At 42.7% G+C, this 18,769-nt stretch carries 14 protein-coding genes; 1 reads left to right on the top strand and 13 read right to left on the bottom strand.

Features of this window, described 5'->3' with window-relative positions; translation table 11 throughout:
• Positions 1 to 2: 2 nt before the first annotated feature.
• From HWV58_RS18755 to HWV58_RS18780, 6 genes are all read right to left on the bottom strand, one after another.
• Positions 3 to 1,193, bottom strand: coding sequence for a PAS domain-containing sensor histidine kinase (locus HWV58_RS18755; RefSeq protein ID WP_175635555.1), 1,191 nt, complete (start codon positions 1,191 to 1,193; stop codon positions 3 to 5).
• Positions 1,194 to 1,235: 42 nt separating this feature from the next.
• Positions 1,236 to 3,062 (bottom strand): hypothetical protein, encoded by a 1,827-nt coding sequence (locus HWV58_RS18760; protein WP_175635556.1) that lies wholly within the window; start codon positions 3,060 to 3,062, stop codon positions 1,236 to 1,238.
• Positions 3,063 to 3,243: 181 nt separating this feature from the next.
• Entirely contained in the window at positions 3,244 to 4,392 is a 1,149-nt protein-coding gene (locus tag HWV58_RS18765) for an efflux RND transporter periplasmic adaptor subunit (RefSeq protein ID WP_175635557.1), read from the bottom strand.
• Between the two features lie 9 nt (positions 4,393 to 4,401).
• Positions 4,402 to 8,760: a CusA/CzcA family heavy metal efflux RND transporter gene (locus HWV58_RS18770; RefSeq protein WP_175635558.1), complete on the bottom strand. Its 4,359-nt coding sequence runs from the start codon at positions 8,758 to 8,760 to the stop codon at positions 4,402 to 4,404.
• Between the two features lie 89 nt (positions 8,761 to 8,849).
• Entirely contained in the window at positions 8,850 to 9,224 is a 375-nt protein-coding gene (locus HWV58_RS18775; RefSeq protein ID WP_175635559.1) for a hypothetical protein, read from the bottom strand.
• A 90-nt stretch (positions 9,225 to 9,314) separates the two neighbouring features.
• On the bottom strand, positions 9,315 to 9,716 hold the full coding sequence (locus HWV58_RS18780) for a hypothetical protein (protein WP_175635560.1): 402 nt from the start codon (positions 9,714 to 9,716) through the stop codon (positions 9,315 to 9,317).
• Positions 9,717 to 9,917: 201 nt separating this feature from the next.
• On the opposite strand from HWV58_RS18780, the gene HWV58_RS18785 reads away from it, so the two are divergent.
• Positions 9,918 to 10,133 carry a hypothetical protein gene (locus tag HWV58_RS18785; RefSeq protein WP_175635561.1) on the top strand — a complete coding sequence of 72 codons (216 nt, stop codon included), beginning with the start codon at positions 9,918 to 9,920 and terminating at the stop codon, positions 10,131 to 10,133.
• Between the two features lie 91 nt (positions 10,134 to 10,224).
• Here HWV58_RS18785 and HWV58_RS18790 read toward each other — a convergent pair whose 3' ends face one another.
• The 7 genes from HWV58_RS18790 to HWV58_RS18820 form a co-directional block, all read right to left on the bottom strand.
• On the bottom strand, positions 10,225 to 10,521 hold the full coding sequence (locus HWV58_RS18790) for a hypothetical protein (RefSeq protein ID WP_175635562.1): 297 nt from the start codon (positions 10,519 to 10,521) through the stop codon (positions 10,225 to 10,227).
• A 139-nt stretch (positions 10,522 to 10,660) separates the two neighbouring features.
• Complete coding sequence (locus HWV58_RS18795; RefSeq protein ID WP_175635563.1) at positions 10,661 to 11,938, bottom strand: MFS transporter; 1,278 nt, start codon at positions 11,936 to 11,938, stop codon at positions 10,661 to 10,663.
• Between the two features lie 5 nt (positions 11,939 to 11,943).
• Entirely contained in the window at positions 11,944 to 12,174 is a 231-nt protein-coding gene (locus HWV58_RS18800; RefSeq protein ID WP_175635564.1) for a hypothetical protein, read from the bottom strand.
• Between the two features lie 4 nt (positions 12,175 to 12,178).
• Positions 12,179 to 12,769 carry a TetR/AcrR family transcriptional regulator gene (locus HWV58_RS18805; protein ID WP_175635565.1) on the bottom strand — a complete coding sequence of 197 codons (591 nt, stop codon included), beginning with the start codon at positions 12,767 to 12,769 and terminating at the stop codon, positions 12,179 to 12,181.
• 462 nt (positions 12,770 to 13,231) lie between these two features.
• Positions 13,232 to 16,363, bottom strand: coding sequence for an efflux RND transporter permease subunit (locus tag HWV58_RS18810; RefSeq protein WP_175635566.1), 3,132 nt, complete (start codon positions 16,361 to 16,363; stop codon positions 13,232 to 13,234).
• A gap of 27 nt (positions 16,364 to 16,390) precedes the next feature.
• Positions 16,391 to 17,482: an efflux RND transporter periplasmic adaptor subunit gene (locus tag HWV58_RS18815; protein ID WP_175635567.1), complete on the bottom strand. Its 1,092-nt coding sequence runs from the start codon at positions 17,480 to 17,482 to the stop codon at positions 16,391 to 16,393.
• 10 nt (positions 17,483 to 17,492) lie between these two features.
• Positions 17,493 to 18,764 carry a TolC family protein gene (locus HWV58_RS18820; RefSeq protein WP_175635568.1) on the bottom strand — a complete coding sequence of 424 codons (1,272 nt, stop codon included), beginning with the start codon at positions 18,762 to 18,764 and terminating at the stop codon, positions 17,493 to 17,495.
• Between the last annotated feature and the right edge of the window lie 5 nt (positions 18,765 to 18,769).

Below are 18,769 nucleotides of genomic sequence, written 5' to 3' on the forward strand. Positions count from 1 at the left end.
GTTTAACGGGTAAATGGGAATTTTAAAAGGAAAGTGGTGCCTATGTTCTGAGCGCTTTCGCACGATACAGTGCCATTCATTAAACTGGCATAACGTTTTACAATGTTTAGTCCGAGGCCGGTACCGGGAATGCTACCGGTATTATGCGCCCTGAAAAACGGTTCGAACAGGTTATGCAAATCGGTTTCGGGGATGCCGATTCCGTTGTCTTTAATTTCGATAATCAGTTCATCATCTTTTAAAATGCTGTTAAACTGGATCATGGTATTCTCACCCGAATACTTTACGGCGTTCGAAATGAGATTGATGATGCTGTTTTTGAGTAAGTTGATATCGAGGTACACCTGTGCCGAAACGCCCTGGTGCTCGTAAATGATATGCTGGTCTTGTTTGCTGATAAGCTGCATTTCTTCTACAATTTCTTCGGCAAAACTTACAATGTTGAACCAGGTTTGATTAACTTCAACCTTACCGGCTTCGAGTTTTTCGAGCGAAAGGAAATCGTTTAAAATGGTAGTGAGGTTACCCACTGCATTTTTGATTTTACCGGTATGCTTTTCAATGTTTTCGGTATCCTGCTTAGGGGTATATTTATCAATCAGCGTAGCCGATAGCTGAATGGAACTCAATGGCGTTCTAAACTCGTGCGAAGCCATGGAAACAAACCGGGTTTTAAGCTGGTTGAGTTCTTTTTCCTTGATGAAAAGTGCATTTACGTGCTCTTTTGCCGATTCTAATTCTGCTACAAGTTTCACCAGATCGCGCGTACGGTCTCTGATTTTATCTTCCAGTTCTTCGGTATAACTTTTAATCCGGGCTTCATCTTCTTTAAGTTTGCTCAGATCGTGGATAAAACCGGTATAGATTTTCCTGTCGCTGAATTTAACCTCGCTAACCCCAAGCCTGAAGGGAAAGGTAGAGCCATCTTTGCGTTGCCCAATCACCTCGCGACCAATACCGATAATGCGTTTTTTGCCGGTGTCGTGATAGTTTTTAATGTAAGTATCATGCTGCGCTTTATCGGGCTGCGGCATTAACACCGAAACATTGCGGCCAACCAATTCCTGGCTTTCGAAACCAAACAGTTTTAATGCTGCGGGGTTAACATGTTCAATTATACCTTTATCGTCTATCGTGATGATGCCATCGATCGCATTTTCGATAATGGCACTTAGTAATTTTGCTCTTTCCATAAACCAATCAGGTAATATTAATCATTTAGGCAGGATTTTGGCCTAAACTTTTGCACTCAAATTTAGCGATTGTGTATTTATGCTGTGGATATTCGTTACCGCTTTTTCAAAAAGTGCCACCTGTTCTTCGCCCCAAACCCTTAAATCGGTATCTGCTTGCTGGAAACTGGCGCGGTAAAACTCAACACCGTTTAATAACTGATTATAGAATTTGTTGAGGTAAACCTGTTTCTTCTGGCGCAGGTTCTGTACGTTTGTCTTGAAGTCGTCGTTAAAATGCTGCAGTTCTTTTTTAAAATAATCGATATAAAGGCCAAGTTCTTTTACAAATAAATTGGGACGATTTACGCCTTCGAGCAAGTTTACCTTACCATAAATATGATCGACCATTTCCTTTAAACTGTATTTTTTAGAAAAATAGGCAAGGTTTGGCCCCGGACAAATGCTTACTGCCTTGCTTTCTTTTGGCTTTAGGATATCGTCTTTGAGGTAAACCGAAGCACAAAGCCCTTCGCACAGGCAGGTCTTTTCGGTTACAGCATCAATCTGTTTTTTCAGCTCTTCGGGCGAGGTAGCAAAAGCTTTTAATTCCCTTATTTTTAAGTGCTGGTACTGCCTCGAAGCGGTGCAAATGGGCTGATCGGTAAATTCGGTGTTGGTGCAAAGGTATTTTTTGGTGCAGGGACTTCCCGGCCTGCTTTTGGCAATTCGGTGGAGCCTTTCCTGCTCGGCAGTACTTTTTCTGAAATTATTGAACGGAACACCAAGCGGCGAAGCATTGCTTAAATAAAAATCGCTCACAGTTGCTTCGGCCAGGTTTTTTAAGGTTTCGCTATCTACATTGGTGGCTTCTTCTACAAGTAAAAACGGACTTCCCCAGCCGGCAGCATCCAGGCCATAGGCTTGTAATAAATGATTATGCTCTGCAGCGGTACCAATTCCGCCCTGTGCAGTTATTTTTTGGATGGGTTTAGCCGCAAGATATATGTTTTTCTGTTGTAAGGCAGCCGTGTAAATCGTCCAAAGCTCTTCACTTAATGCAATACGGTTTTCTTTAAATTCGTGCAAAATGGGGCCTAGTAAAAAGCCTTCGGTAGCAAAAGCATGTCCGCCACAATTTAAACCCGATTCGATCCGGAACTCTGATACCCATAAGCCTTTTTTGGCCAGCATTTTAGCCTGAACCATAGCCGAACGGTAATCGCTTACTTTTAAAATGATTTTTTTGTTGAAATGACCGGTCTCATTGGGATAAAAATCAATAAAGTTTTCGAGGTAACTGAACAAGCGCGGGTTAAGTCCGGCCGAAATAACCATTGCCGATTGCAGCTTACTGTTGGCAAAGCCCCTTAAGGCCGCCAATGCATCTGTATTTTCATTACCCAAATCGATATCGTCAATAAAATTTACTTTATCAACCTTAGCCATAATGTTTACATCAATGCTACCCGCCTCAACAGCTTCCCGCAATTGGTTTTCGCGTTCAGCTCTTTTACTGCCGGCAGGCATTTCGAGCATCTCGTTGTAGGCTTTTCTGAGCGGGCTGCTTTCGCACTGTAACTCAAAATAACGGCTTATGCCTGAACCAGCTTCAAAAGCTTGTTTTTTGATGTTGGCAATCTGACTATGAACCAGTTGTTTTAGTAAATTGAGGTAAGCCGTAATCCGCTTTGCGCGGCTATCGTTTACCGTTTTATCTATCTGAATGTAAGGTAGCTGATTTAATTCGGAGTGGTATTTACGCATCCGTTCGCAAAGTTCATCATCAACAATAGAAACAACAGATGAAATGCCAAATTGGGCAACTTTTAAGGGCGTATCAACCGAGTAGGCGAGGCCAAGAACGGGTATGTGGAAGGTGTGCGGCATAGTTTATTTTAAAAACAAAATAACGCAACCTGCCTGTTTCAAAAAGTGACCCAGGTCATTTTTTGGTGTGACGATGGTTTCTTTTTATCACCTGCATTGATTTTTCTCAACGAAAAAGGGAGTCAGTTTTTTTTCTGACTCCCTGAAATACAGATGAGCTATTTTAAAATTACGTGGTGGCTTAGCCTTCTTCGCCGCTGTTTTTAAGTTTCATTAAAACGGCGTAGGCATTTTTAACTACGATATTTTGAAGCGCCGACTTTGTTTTTATCGCAGTGAAACCTGCTAAAGTAGCACCTGTTTCTACGCCAACCATTTTAAACCGGCCTTTTGCTGTTTCGGCAAAAACATAATACTGGTTTTCCCACTTCACAATGGCATCATCGGGTACGGCCTGTACATTGGCTCCGTTTAACTGGATAGCTGCATTTAAAAAGGTACCCGGCAACAGGTTTTGATCAAAGTTTTCCAAATCGCAATGTACGCTGGTGCTCCTGTCGTTCTCAATATTCGGCGTAATGAGATGGATCGTAGCAAAGTATTTTTTATCGGGATTATTACTGGTGGTACACACAATTTTTTGACCGATTTTCAGGCTTGCTGCGTCCTGCTCAAAAACTGTTAAACTTACATGTAATGCACTGGGGTTAATCAGTTCGAAAAGCACATCGGTAGCATTTACATACTTACCGGTATTTACATTTACTTTTGAAAGGTAACCGCTTATTGGTGCATAAATGCGGATGGTTTTCGAAATGTTGCTTTCGCTTAATTTTGCTGGGTTTAACCCGATTAAGCGTAACTTTTCGGCCAAAGCACTTACCAATACCTTTTGGTTGTTGAACTCGCTTTCGGTTTGCTGGAAAATTTTATCGCTGGTGGCCTTGGTGTGGTTTAACATTTTTTGGCGCACATAATCGGCTTCCGAAACTTTTAAACGGTTTTTAGCAGTCAGGAAATCCTGCTGCAGCTGGATATATTGCTGATCTTCTACACTGGCGAGCACACTTCCTTTCTTAACCAGCATCCCCGGAATGAGGTTCATTTTAGAAATGTATCCACCCATAGGCACACTTACCGAATAAATGTTTTCGGGTGGTACATCTACCACACCGTTTACATTCAGGGTTTTGTACATGCTTTTTGTTTCGGGGCTACCGATAACAATACCCGCATTTTTTAGTTGCGCGTCGGTTAAGCTCACCTGATCTGTTGCAACTGCATTTTCTTGCTTAACAGGACTTTCTTCAGCTTCCTGCTTTTTAGCCCCACAGGCCAGGCAAAAAACCGAAACAATGGCCAGGATTATAATATTTTGATTGATTTTCATTTTTGCTGTTTATTTAATTCCCTTTAATCTTTCTATTTCGAAAAGTGATTCGTTGTATCGTTCTACCTGATCAAAATACTCGCTTTTGAGTTGTACCGACTGGTTAATCAGGATTACCCAGTCCAGATAGCCGATTTCGCCGGCATTGAGCTTTAGGGTTGAAGTATTGATGATATCGTCGGCATTTGGCAGCAAGGTTTGCTGGTAATTTTTAACCAGTTTGCTGTGCTGACTATAACTTTGCAAAGCATTTTCGTAAGCCGTATTCAGTTCCTTTTTGGTTTGCTCCAGTTCGGTTTGTTTTTGTGCAGTGGCTAAACCTGCAGCTTTTATCCGCGATTGTTGCGCGCCAAAAAACAGGGGAATGCCTAAACCCACATTAACCGATGAAAATCGTTTGGATTTATCGAAATACTGGTCGGTACCTAAGGCACTGGTTTGCCAGCCAATGATACTCGAATTGTTATAACCGAAATTGATATTAGGTAGTAACTTGCTTCTTTCCAGTGATTTCTGATTAATAGCCAGTGCAATTTCTGCTGCCTTTTGCTTCAAAACCGGGTGGTTTGCAGTACCTTCAAGTAATGAAGTAGCAGACTGGTAAACAGCCGTACCGTCAGGAACCAGGCGATTGCCGCTATTCAACAGCAGGTTGAAGCGGTTTAAGGCCAGGGTATAATCGGTTTCCAGAAACTGTAACTGGTTCGCAATTTGTTGTTTTTGGTTTTCTGCTGTGCGGAGCTCTAAAACATCCACATCGCCCGATTTAAAACGTTGCTTCGATTTTTCTAAAAATGCAGCATAAACGCTATCGGCTTTAAGCAATAGATTGCGCTTTTCGGCCAGGATTAACAAACCGAAATAGCTTGCTTTTACCTGATAGCTGAGATCGATTTCCTTACCCTGTAATTGTATTTCGCTAATGCGAACAGCGGTTTTATAAACAGCCGATTGTTTGGCATAAACAGTAGGAAACTCCAGCCCCTGACTTACCGAAATTTTATTGTCGTTGGCCAGGCTGTTAAATTTGCCATATTCGTAGTTTACGTCCGTTTTAGGCAAATCGAAGCTGGTTTTGCCAATCGCTTTGTTATAGTTTACGTCTGTTCGAGCCAATTGAAGGGTATAACTGTTTTTAACTGCCGTATCGAGCGCAGCCTGTAAAGTTATTTTTTGCTGGGCGCTGGCTCCGGTTGCAGCAAAGCTGAAAACCAAAATAAGCATGGCTATCGGTTTTTTCGGTTTAAAATAACCGAAACCTTTTTCGAAAAGGATATAAAGCATGGGCAATACAAAAAGGGTTAATAAGGTAGAAAAGATTAAACCGCCAATTACTACAGTTGCCAGCGGTTTTTGCACGGCACCACCGGCACCTGTACTTATGGCCATCGGGATAAAGCCCAGCGAAGGCACCAGTGCGGTCATTAAAACAGCACGGAGTTTTGATTTGGTAGCATGGATCACAATGCGTTTTACATCCGTCCAGCCTTCTTTTTTTAAACGGTTAAATTCCGAAACGAGTAATATCCCGTTTAAAACTGCCACACCAAACAGTGCAATAAAACCAACGCCAGCCGAAATGCTGAAAGGTAAATCGCGCATCCACAAGGCAAATATGCCGCCAATGGCTGATAGGGGAATAGCTGTGTAAATAAGCAAGCCCTGTTTTACCGAACTGAAAGCAAAATAAAGCAGCAGGAAAATGAGGAGCAGGGCGATGGGAACTACGATGGCTAAACGCGATTTTGCCGCAGTCATGTTTTCGAAAGATCCTCCATAAGAAATGGTATAACCCTTGGCCAGTTGAAGATTCTTACCTGCCTTTTGCTGCAGTTCTTCCACTATCGATTGTACATCGCGGTCTTTTACGTTAAAGCCTACAATAATCCTGCGGCGGGTATCTTCACGCTGAATCTGGTTTACACCTTCCACTTCGCTGATGTTGGCCACCATACTCAATGGAATCTGGTTTCCGGTTGCGGTAGAAATCATCAAATCCTGCACGTTTTTAATGTTTTTGCGGGCATCTTCCGATAGCCTTACCACCATGTCAAAACGTTTTTCGCCTTCGTAAACCTGTCCGGCTACCTGCCCGGCAAAAGCTGTATTTACCACACGGTTAATATCGGCAACGTTGAGCCCGTATTTGGCCATTCCATCCCGGTTATAGCTAATTACCACTTGTGGCATTCCCGTAACCTGCTCTTCATACACATTAATTGCACCTTTTACCGTGCCGATAATGGCACCTAGTTTTTTAGCATAATTGGCCAGCGAGTCGAGGTCTTCGCCAAAAATCTTACAAACTACATCCTGCCTGGCACCCGTCATCAGCTCATTAAAACGCATTTGCACAGGAAACTGGAAACCCACGGTAATCCCCGGGATAACTTCGACCGCTTTGGTCATTTTAGCGCTCAGTTCGGGAAAAGAAGTGGCCGAAACCCATTCTTTTTTCGGCTTTAAAATCACCATCATATCGCCTGCTTCAAAGGGCATCGGATCGGTTGGAATTTCGGCGCTACCAATTTTGGTTACAATTTTTTGCACCTCCGGAAAGCTATCCAACAGGATTTTAGATGCTTTCTGTGTGGTTTCGATAGTGTTGTTCAGGTTGCTGCCGGTTAGCAGACGTGTTTCTACTGCAAAATCGCCTTCTTCCAGTTGCGGAATAAATTCGCCACCCAAAGTACCCATTACGAAAACAGCAATGGCAAAAAGCGAAAGCGTTGCCGCTAAAATTGATTTCGGAAACTGCAACACCCGGTTTAACAAAGGTTGGTACCGGCGTTCTAACCAGATTACAAACCTGTCGGTAATGGTTTTCTTATGCGAGAGTTTCTTGTTCAGAAACAGGGCCGACATCATGGGCACATAGGTGATAGAAAGGATAAAAGCACCCAGAATGGCAAAAGCAATGGTAAAGGCCATTGGCTTAAACATTTTTCCTTCAATACCTTCGAGCGAAAGGATAGGGAGGTAAACAATCAGAATGATAATCTGACTGAAAACCGCAGATTTAATCATCGAACCCGACGATTTTTCTACTTCCTCATCCATTTGCCCCTGATTGATCTGGCTTAGGTTCCTGAATTTTTTGGAGTGCGAAAAGCGGTGTAAAATCGCTTCAACAACAATAACAGAACCATCTACAATCAGACCGAAATCAATAGCTCCCAGCGACATTAAATTACCACCAACCCCGAATTTATTCATTAAAATAATAGCGAATAACATAGAGAGCGGAATAACCGACGATACAATTAAGCCGGCACGCAGGTTACCCAGAAAAAACACCAGTACAAAGATTACAATCAGCGCGCCTTCCATTAAATTGGTTTCAACCGTACTAATGGCGTTATCAACCATTTTGGTACGATCGAGAAAGGGCTCTATCACTACGCCTTCGGGTAGCATATCCTGTATTTTGGCTATTTTATCTTTTACCCGCTTCACCACAACTGATGAGTTTTCGCCCTTGAGCATCATTACAACAGCACCGGCTACTTCGCCCTGGTCGTTATAAGTCATGGCACCATAGCGGATGGCCGAGCCATAACGCACATCGGCCACATGGCCCATCAATACCGGCATGCCATTGCTGAGCGTTTTCACCACAATTTTTTTAATGTCTTCTGGACTTGTAGTTAAACCTTCACTCCGGATATAAAGCACGGTTGGCCCTTTCTCTATGTAGGCACCGCCTGTGTTTTCGTTGTTCTTTTCCAGCGCATCGAAAATATCAGAAATGGTTAAGCCAAATGATTTAAGCTGATCCTGTTTTACGGCTATTTCGTACTGTTTAAGCTTACCGCCAAAACTCGATACTTCTGCCACGCCAGGTGTACCCAATAGCTGCCGGCGTACAATCCAATCTTGCATGGTGCGTAGCGCCTGCTCGTCGTACTTGCCTTCGTAGCCTTTTTTCGGGCGTACTACGTATTGATAAATTTCGCCCAAACCGGTCGAAACGGGAGCCATTTGCGGTGCGCCAATCCCTTCAGGAATTTCCTGCTGCACTTGTTGCAGGCGTTCGGCAATTTGCTGCCGCGCCCAGTACACATCGGTTTCTTCGTTAAAAACAATGGTCACCAGAGAAAGTCCAAACCGCGAAAAACTTCTGATTTGTTTCATCCCCGAAATGCTGCTACAGGCCTGTTCTATAGGGAAGGTAATTAACCGTTCAATATCAGGTGCGCCTAATGAGGGAGAAACAGTGATTACCTGCACCTGGTTATCGGTAATATCGGGCAAGGCATCAATAGGTAGTTTGGTTACTTCGTAAGTACCCCAGCCAATAAGCGCGAATACAAACAAAGCAACAATCAGCTTATTCCTGATGGAAAAGCCAATAATCTTATTTAACATAATATCTTATTTAAAAAGGATCGACAAGAAAATTCAGTCGCAGCAAAAACTGCAACCAAAAAGAATAAACAATAATATTTAAAGGGATATTATGCGGTAGGTGGCCTTAACAGGCTGGTGGTATAAGGACCTGGAATAAATAATTGATAGCCGAATACCTGTTTGGACGATATTTTTTTTGAAGCTGCCGCAATAAGCCTGGTTTTGCCTTGTGGTACGCCCAGCGAGAACATGTGGTGCCCGTCAATTTTTTTGAAAGGGAGTTTCATGTCTTCCTCCTGGTCGTTATCGTTAATATCCTGACCAAGGTAGTGCATTTTAATAAAGGTAACGATACCGATATCGGCATTTAGCTGATTGTGCTTAATAAAATGTGAAACCAGTTGAGGCACCTTAAGCAACTCACAGAATGAGGCATTAAGCATGATTACCGGCAATAGGAAAATCAAACAGATTTTATTCACGGTGCAAATATAGGCACACTGGTTTAAATTTATCTGCTATTGCACTATCAAGTGTGTTACAAACCGTATTTTTTAAATTTTCCGTTTGGGTTATGACGTGTAAATCAGCTTTTTCGCTTCTTTAAGTCGATAGCCATTTTGGTTGCTCAGTTCTAGTTTCCCCTTTTTCCAAACGTATTTTCCCTTTTTGCGGGTTCTGATTAAAATCTGGCTTTCGGGATAACTGGCCAGAAAAACTTCTGCTTTGGTATTATCGGCACTAAAAATAACCGCCGCAATAGCTTTGTAACTGGCAGCCGAATCGACCTGGTGTAATTTGATTTTTTGTTCGAAAACCCTGATACAATCTTTTTTAAGTATAGAGTAGGTGTAGCCGGCTGAACCAATACAGCCGTGCTTATCGCGATCGGCACCTGTGATAACCTGTTGCGCATAACCTGCTGTAGTAAAAAAGATTAGGCTGCTACAAAAAACTAATAATTTTCTTTTCATTTAGGTTTCGTTATAGGATTAAAAATAATAAAAAAGAATTGCGTTGCAAAAAAGGAGCATCCGGAATGTAACAGAATAAAAAAGGGTAAGGGAGGTTTAGCGAAATGTTAAATGTAAATAGTTTGTTGCTTACCGAAATTTAATATTGAGGTTACCTATAACTGGAATCAATTCGGTAAATTAGTATAATTTTAAGAGGACATGGAAAACTACCCAAATTTAGCGAGCGCTGGTGATCTTCCTGATCGAGATTTGGAGATCGTAATCTTTAGTGGCACCACAGCGGTTACAGATACAGCGGTTCAGCAAACTTTATCAGATGATATTGAAGACCTGGATTATCTTTTGCGCTGCCGCAATAATTTCAGAAATGCAATAGGCATTGCACGGGGTATATACGAAGCAAAACTGGCTTAGTATATTTATTGGCTATCCCGTATCGTATTATTTTACCCTTATCAGGTTAAGAATGGTTTGTTGTGTGCTTTGCAGATTCCTGCTAAACGGATTAACTATGCCCGCGTTCCAGCTGTGAGATCCTGAAAACTTCCCTCGAAATTACCGCTATATTTTCTTTTAGGTTTTCGCTGCAGCAATGCAATACGGCTATGGAGATGGTAATTCCGCTAATTTCTTCGCAAAGCTCCATTTGGATGCAGCAGCCCTGTATAGGTTCAGTTTTTCCTTTGAGCATGCCAAAAATATTCTTGGCTTCCCTGCGGTCTGTTCCCAGTAAAAATGATCCATAAGTATGGAGTCCGATAGGAACAAGTAAGCTTAAAGTAACTGCATATTTGTTTTCCATTATCTATTCAACGCTTATTATGGTACTCATCATATCAGAGCGAGAAAAAGATATTAAATATACCAAAAAATGCAAATACTTGTATCAGATCAATTCAACATAGTTTAAAATCGTTACAGTATTTGCATTTTTTTCCTTTTTAGGCTATTTCGTGCAACACGGGCTCATCGGCCGGAATTGTGGTGTTTGTTTTGGCTTTTCTTTTGGCCAGGTTACTCACCCTCGACATTAAAAGAATGCCGATGATGGAAATGATGACAATGAGATAGCCCACAACATTATAGTTTTGCAAGGGGGCACCTTTGGCCGGTTGTGTTACAATCAGACCAGCTACACCGGCTGCCACTCCTCCGGCAATTTGTTGCAAGGAAGAATTTATGCTCATAAAAGCACCACGATCAGCCATATCGGGTATTGCACTGGTTAAAGCCGAAGAAGGAATCATGCGGCTCATTACGCCCATCATCATCAACACGTTGTAAAATATAACCAGGTAGAATGGCGTAGGACCAAGGTTGGTATAAACCACGCACATGATCATCATCCATATCGATGCCGCTGCAAATATTTTAAACTTATCTATCCTGTCGCTTAATTTTCCAACCACTGGCATGATAATTAAAGCACAAATGCCCGATACCATAAATAATAAGGGTAGTTGTTGCGGAGTAAGTTTGAGGTTGTTTACTGCAAATGCACTGCCGAAGGGCATCATCATAAAACCGCCAATAGAGAGCAGGGCAGTGGCTGTAAAACCAACACGATAATCGGCTTTGGCAACAGTATGCAGTAAATGTTTAATGGCCGATTTATCCGTTTGCACCAATAAATGTTGCGTTAACGGGCGCAGTTTAGCCGCAATAAGTAGCGCAATGCCAACACTTAACGCAGCTATCATCCAGAACGGTGCTTCCCAGCCCCATGCATCGGCCAGGTAAAGGCCAATTGGGATGCCTAACACCTGACTGGCACCGAAACCAATCTGTATAAAACCCATCACGCGCCCGCGCTGCTGTAGAGAAAAGATATCGGTTATAATCGCCATGGATATAGAGCCGATAACGCCACCAAATAGACCGGTAATGATACGTGCTGCCACCAAAAGGGCATAAGTGTGGGCAAGTCCGCAGAAAATGGTGCCCAAAATAAAACCGGTGTAGAAAAACAGCAGGAGTTTTTTGCGGTCAAATTTATCGGCAAAACCTGCGGTAAGCAAACCCGAAATACCGGCACTAAAAGCATAGGCCGAAACCGCAATACCGAAATTAGCGGGTTTAAGGTTCAGCGATTTCATTAGGATATCGCCAAGGGGAGACATAACCATAAAATCCAGTATCACTGTAAATTGGGTTATGGCCAGTAAAAATATAACAAGTTTCTGGTAGCCGCTAAAGGCTGCCTTCGGTGTATTTTCCATATTGTTTAGGTAAGCTCACAGCATTCGTAGCCGTGGCTGGTAAGTAAATGAATAATCTCGGCATGCGAGAGGGTATAGGATATCACGCGGAGCACACGGTCTATATCTTCGTGGTCTACGGTCCAAGAGTTGATGCCCGGATTGTTGTTCAATAAAGTGCATAGCGATGGATTTGCCATTTCTAAGGTGATATTGGTTTTGAACAACAGGATGTGATCGAAATTTTCAGGGTCCATAATCTTATTTTTTAAGTGCTTTTACCACGAGATCAAAGGTTTGCCAAAAAACTGTATCGGTTACCTTAAAAGACGTACCGTCTAAACTTTTACCTTCCTGATCGAGGCGGATAAGGTTGTACAAGGGCGCAAAGGCGATAGACCAGTAGACATCGAGGGGCATCTTTTCAATCTCGCCACGTTGAATGGCATTGGTCATAAACGTGCCCATTGTCATTTTAAACTCGCTGATGGCATCAGAAAGGAGTGTTGGCTGGTAACTCGAGCTGCGTAACTGATCAAAAAACAAATTCATCTGTGGTTTTTCTTTAGCAAATGCATACCGGTTTTCCCATTGTTTGTGAAGCCCCTGTTCGAAAGACATTTCCGGACTAAAATCTTTCATAATCCCTTGCGTCATCGATTCGAGTTCTTCGATGGTGATTTTAACAATCAGATCGTCGCGGTCTTTATAATAAATGTATAGCGTAGCAACCGAAATCTGACAGGCTTTGGCCAGCTTATTCATGCTAAAACCTTCTAAACCATCTTTTACAATCAGTTCGATAGCCTTTTGCTTTACCAGCAATACTTTTTCTGTATCTCTTAATCTCATGAGGCTTCAAAAATAAATAAATATTCATTCACTTAAAGAATTATTCATAGTTTTTTAGAAATTAAAACAATAAAGTGTGTGAAAGTGATGGCCTGACTAAATCAGACAATCAGAAAAACAGCAAACGAGAATAGTTTTTTGATAGCTTTAATTCTATATACTTAGGTAGCAATAAATTAGTTTTACCAACCAGATATTCCTTATTTTAATATATGAATGTCAAGTCCCCGATGATGCCAGGTGCAAAAACTTGCCCAAAATGCCCAAAGTGTGAGCCAGACAGGGTGCCACTTGGGTTTTTATTTAAAACGATATTGCCGTTTATAACGGTATAAATGCTATAGGTGTTTCAAAAAATTTTATGTGATGTAGGAATTTTTTGGACAATAATTGATTAAAGTTTTAGTTTCGGCCTGGTTGAATATTCATCCAGGCCGTTGTTTTTAAACTATTTAATCGTCCTTAATTTGAAATTGCCGATAATTCTGCTTTGGCTTTCTTTTGATAGGCCCAGTAAAATACGATGGGATATACAAAAAGGTTAAACAGCGTGTTGGTAATCAGTCCGCCGATAACCACAATAGCCAAAGGTTTCGAAGCTTCCGATCCGATTCCGGTAGAAAGTGCTGCCGGCATTAAACCAATTGCAGCCATCAGTGCGGTCATTAATACCGGCCTAAACCTGCTGGCTACACCATCCCGCATGGCATCGCTAAAGGTCCAGCTGCTGTGGTGTTTTAATTCGGTAATGTTGCTTTTAAATTTGGTAATCAATATTACCCCATTCTGTACACAAATACCAAACAGGGCGATAAAACCAATACCTGCCGAGATGTTAAAGTTTACACCTGCAGCCAGGAGCGCCAGTATGCCGCCTATCATGGCAAAAGGTACATTGTTTAGCACCAGCAAGGCATCTTTAATGTTGCCAAAGAGTACAAAGAGGATAAAAAAGATGAGCAATAAACTGATGGGCACCGCCTGCGATAGCCTCGAAACCGCCCTTTGCTGGTTTTCGAAATCGCCGGCCCATTCCAGTTGATAGGTTTTGGGCAACTTAATCTGTGCGTTAACTTTGGCCTGGGCTTCGGCAATTACACTGCCCATATCGCGGCCGCGGATCGAAAATTTAATGGCACCATAGCGTTTATGTTTGTCGCGGTATATCATACTGGGACCGGTAATTTTTCTGATGCTCGAAATTTCGCCGAGTTGTACGTTAGAACCAGATAGGGTAGGAATACGCAATTTACTGATCGAGCTTTCGTCGTTCCTGAAATCTTCGGGATAGCGGATTACCAGATCGAATTTTCTTTCGCCTTCAAAAATCTGTGTGGCTGCTTTACCCCCTATAGCCATTTCAATTACGGCATTGGCATCGGCCGTACTTACTCCGTAAAGGGCCATTTTTTTCTGGTCGAGATTGATTTGCATTTCTGGCTGACCGAGGTTGCGCAGAATACCCAGATCGGCAATGCCATCAACGGTTTTCAGGATCTTTTCGATCTTTTCTTCCTCTTTTTCTATGTATTCGAAATTTTCGCCAAAGAGTTTCACTACTATACTGCCTTTCACCCCCGAAACGGCTTCCTCCACATTATCCGAAATGGGTTGCGAGAAGTTGAGGCTAATGCCCGGGAAACTTTTCAACTTCTCCTGCATGCGCTCAATAAGCTGTTCTTTGGTTTGCTTGCGTTTCCATTCCTTTTTGGGGTAAATATCTACATGAAACTCCATGTTGTAAAAGCCGGTGGCATCGGTACCATCGTTGGGTCGGCCAGTTTGCGACATTACCTGTTTTACTTCTTCAAAACTTAAGAAAATCTTTCGCATCTCGTTGGAGAGCTTTTTGGTTTCATCGAGCGAAATACTCAGCGGGCCGGTTGCCCTTACATAAATAGAACCTTCATCCAGACTGGGCAAAAATTCGGTACCCAGAAACTTAAAGCTAAAAGCGCCGAGCACAAGCACCATGATGGAGATGGCAAATACCAAACGTTTTTTGTTAAAGCACACATCGTAAAACCTGAGTGTGGCTTTGGTTATCCCGGTTAAAAAGATATTGTGCTTTTCTTTTACATTCTTTTTTAACAGCAGGCTGGCCATAGCCGGAACCAGCGTAAAGGTTAAAATGAGCGCACCAAGCAATGCAAAACTGAGGGTCCAGGCTAGGGGCGAGAACATTTTACCTTCTACTTTTTCGAAAGTAAAAATGGGTAGCAATCCGGTAATGATGATGAGTTTGGCAAAGAGAATGCCCTTGCCATTTTCCATACAGGCTTTTTTGATGAAACCAAGCTTGCTCATTTTGTTAAACCGGGCCATGCCTACCTTTTTCGCCCGCATATCGAGGGCTACAAAAATGCCTTCGACCATTACAACCGCGCCATCAATAATAATCCCGAAATCGATGGCACCCATTGAGAGTAAATTGGCGGGCATGCCCTTTATTTTTAGACAGATAAAGGCAAAAAGCAAAGCCAGGGGAATAATGATGGAGACAATGAGCGTAGTGCGCCAATCGGCCATGAAAAGGAAAACGATCAGGGTTACAAATAAAATCCCTTCGAGCATATTGCCCATTACGGTATGCACAGAATAGTTAACGAGGTCTTCGCGATCGTAAAAAGGTTTGATTTTTACATCTCCCGGCAGCAGGTTCTGGTTAATGTCGTTTATTTTTTCTTTTAGCCGGGCAATAACTTCGCTCGGATTGCCGCCCTTGCGCATCACTACAATACCTTCTACCACATCGGGATCCTGGTCTCTACCTACCTGGCCCAGGCGAGGTAAGGCCGATTCAGCTACACTGGCAATGGTTTTTACATAAACAGGAGTGCCATTTATGTTATCAACCACCACATTTCTAATCTCATCGATATTGTTTAACACACCGATACCGCGTACTACATAGGCTTGTCCGCTTTGTACAATTACATCGCCACCCACATTGATATTGCTCTTAGAAACCGCCTCGAAAAGCTCTGTGGCACTCACGCCATATTGAATGGCTTTTTGCGGGTCGACGGTAATCTGATAGGTTTTAACTTCGCCACCAAAACTAACCACATCGGCTATACCCGACACGGATAACAGTTCGCGTTTAACTACCCAATCCTGCAGGGTTTTGAGCTCGCGTACCGATGCTTTATCGCTGGTAAGGGTATAACGGAAAATTTCGCCGGTTGGTCCGTAAGGGGGCTGTACTTCGGGCTGAATACCTTCGGGCAGATCGGCTTCATCCAAATGGTTGTTAACCTGCACTCTTGCTGCGGCGTAATCTACATCGTCTTCAAAACTGACTTTAACAATCGATAAACCAAAGAGCGAAGAAGAGCGGATATTGGTTCGCTTTTCGGTTGGGTTCATGGCAATTTCGAGCGGCCTGCTCACAAATTTCTCTACCTCTTCGGCACTTCTACCCGGCCATTGGGTAATGATGGTGATGTTGGTATTGGTTACATCAGGAAATGCATCGATAGTGGTATGCTTAAAGCTGAAATAACCTGCAAGGATGAGGATAAAGGTGGCAAAAAAGACGAAATATTTGTTCTTTAAGGCAAAGCCGATGATATTTTTAATGAGTTTATTCATTGAGGAAAAGCTTAAGGGTGAAAAATCTTACTGCGCTTTAAGGCTTTCGAAAAGAAAAACCTGTTTCGAGGCAACCACACGATCGCCGGCATTGATACCCTTTTTAATGTACGTTTTATCGGCAGTTTTGTGGCCGATGGTTATTTCGCGGATATGTACTTTGTTTGAGGCATCGAGCAAAAGCACATAATTTTTGTTCTCGTCGAAAATAACGGCGCGCGAGTTCACCACTGGCAGGTCTACCCCCGAACTGGCCGAAACTTTAACGGTGCCGAGCATGCCCGGTTTTAACAAAAAGTTTGGGTTGGCAATTACCACCCGTGCATTCATCACCTTGCTTTCCTGATCAACCAGGTTGTATATTTTTTCGATATGGCCGTTAAAAACCTGATCAGGGTAGGCCAGGGTAGACAGGCTAACCGCATTGCCGGGCTGTACGCGCGAAATGTCTGATTCGTAAATGTTGATCATAGCCCAAACGCTCGACAGGTCGGCAATGGTGAACAAACTTTTGTCGTTATCGCCGCGCAGCTGCATGTTTTCGGTCACGTTTTTTTCGATGATAAAACCACTTACAGGTGATTTGATGGCGTAAGTACCATTTTTATTGCCACCATTAAGTTTAAGCACTGCAGTTGCCCTTTTAAGTTCGGCTTGTTTAATCTGATACTCGTTTTTAGCATCTTCGAGCTCTTTTGCCGATGACAAACCACTTGCGTAAAGTTGTTCGGCCTGTTTTAAAGCGCGGTTTGCGCTGCGCATCTCGGCACCGGCCGATACTGCTTCTTTATCAAAGCCGGCCATTTCTGCACTGTTTACCCGGGCCAGTAATTGCCCGGTGCTCACCCGGTCGCCCAGCCTTACATTTACCTGGTTTACTGTACCACTTACCATCGGAAAAAGCTCCGACCGGCGTTCTTCGTTGGCACTGATCTTGGCCGAGAAAATAATTTCGGTTTTGCCACTGGCTTGCTGTACGGTATCAATCAGCAGGCGTTGAAGTAAGGAATCGGTAATGGTAAATTTTTCTTTCGGGGCTTCTGTTTTATGTTCGTTACAAGCCATACTTAAGCCTAAAAGCGGAAAAAAGATTACTCTTATCAGGTTTTTGTTCATCATATCGGTTACGTTATTTAAAAATGTTGGTGCCGGTTACATAGTTGAGTTCGGCCCTCGAGTTCATCCTTTCCAGTTGCACTTTGTTAAGCTGGAGCGTATTGGTTTTGTAAGCATCGTACAGATCCAGAAATTCGATTAAACTGATATTCCGCGCTTTAAAGTTTTTAATCAGTCCGGAAATGAGCTGGTTAAAGTCGTTGCTAAATGCCGGATCGATATCCTCGTAAAGCTTTTCATTGCGCAACGCGGTGCGATATGCGTTAAATACTTCGTTATCTAATTGTAGGGCTTGTTTTTTGAGGTTAGCATTGGCGGCATCAATCCCAACCCTGGCTTTTTTAATTTCGCCCTGGTTGCGGTTAAATAAGGGAATGGGGATTTTTAAGCCTAAACCGGTGTATTTTTCAGGATAATTACCTTTAAGGTCGTAGCTCAACGAAATTTCTACATCAGGTACGGCCATTGCCTTTTGCAGTTTAAGGTTAGCTTCGTTATATTCCAAACTGCTTTTGGCCAGTTTTAAATCGCTGCGGTTTACCCGGGCCGAATCGAGCAGCTGGCTGTATGGCAACTGTCCGGCCGTCAGTTTCTCAGTGGCTTCGGTATTTAAAACGAGTACTAGCGGTGTAACTGCATTGATGCCGCAAAGCAGCTTCAGGTCTTTGTAATTGTCTTCGAGCTCATTTAGCAAGTCAGCCAGTTCTGCCTTAAGCCCAATCAGTAATGATTTAATGCGGATTACATCTTTAGCAGCCACATTACCCATTTTCAGCTGGATTTCGTAAGCCTTTAAAAGCTGTTGGGTAGACTGGATTTGCTCCCTGTACAAGGTAAGCGATGAAGCTACAAAATAGCTTTTATAGAAGGTACTCTGCAGTTCAAATTTAAGGCTGCGCAGTAAATCAAAATATTCCAGTTCAGCCAGTTTAGTGCCTGCTTGTGCCAGTTTTATGTTTTTATTGCGCTTACCGGCCAGTTTTACCAGTTGCGATAGGGAAGCAGCATACTGCCCGTATTGATAGGAGGTTTGTAAGAATTTTTTGGTTTCGTGGTTGTAAAAAAGATTTTCGTATTCCAGCTCCGGGTTATCAAAAAGGCGGGCGGTAATTACATCTGCCCGGGCACGGTCTATATCGTAACCAGCTGCAATTAAATCATAATTCCGATTTAAAAACAGCTGCTCTGCCTGCTTCAGCTCTAGTTTTAAAGTATCGGTTTGGGCAAATGCAGCCTGCATGCCCCATAGCCAAAAGGAAAGGAACAATAAGTAAATTCTTCTCATTCGGC

Origin of the sequence: Pedobacter ghigonis (assembly GCF_903166585.1) — a bacterium.
Lineage (GTDB): Bacteria > Bacteroidota > Bacteroidia > Sphingobacteriales > Sphingobacteriaceae > Pedobacter > Pedobacter ghigonis.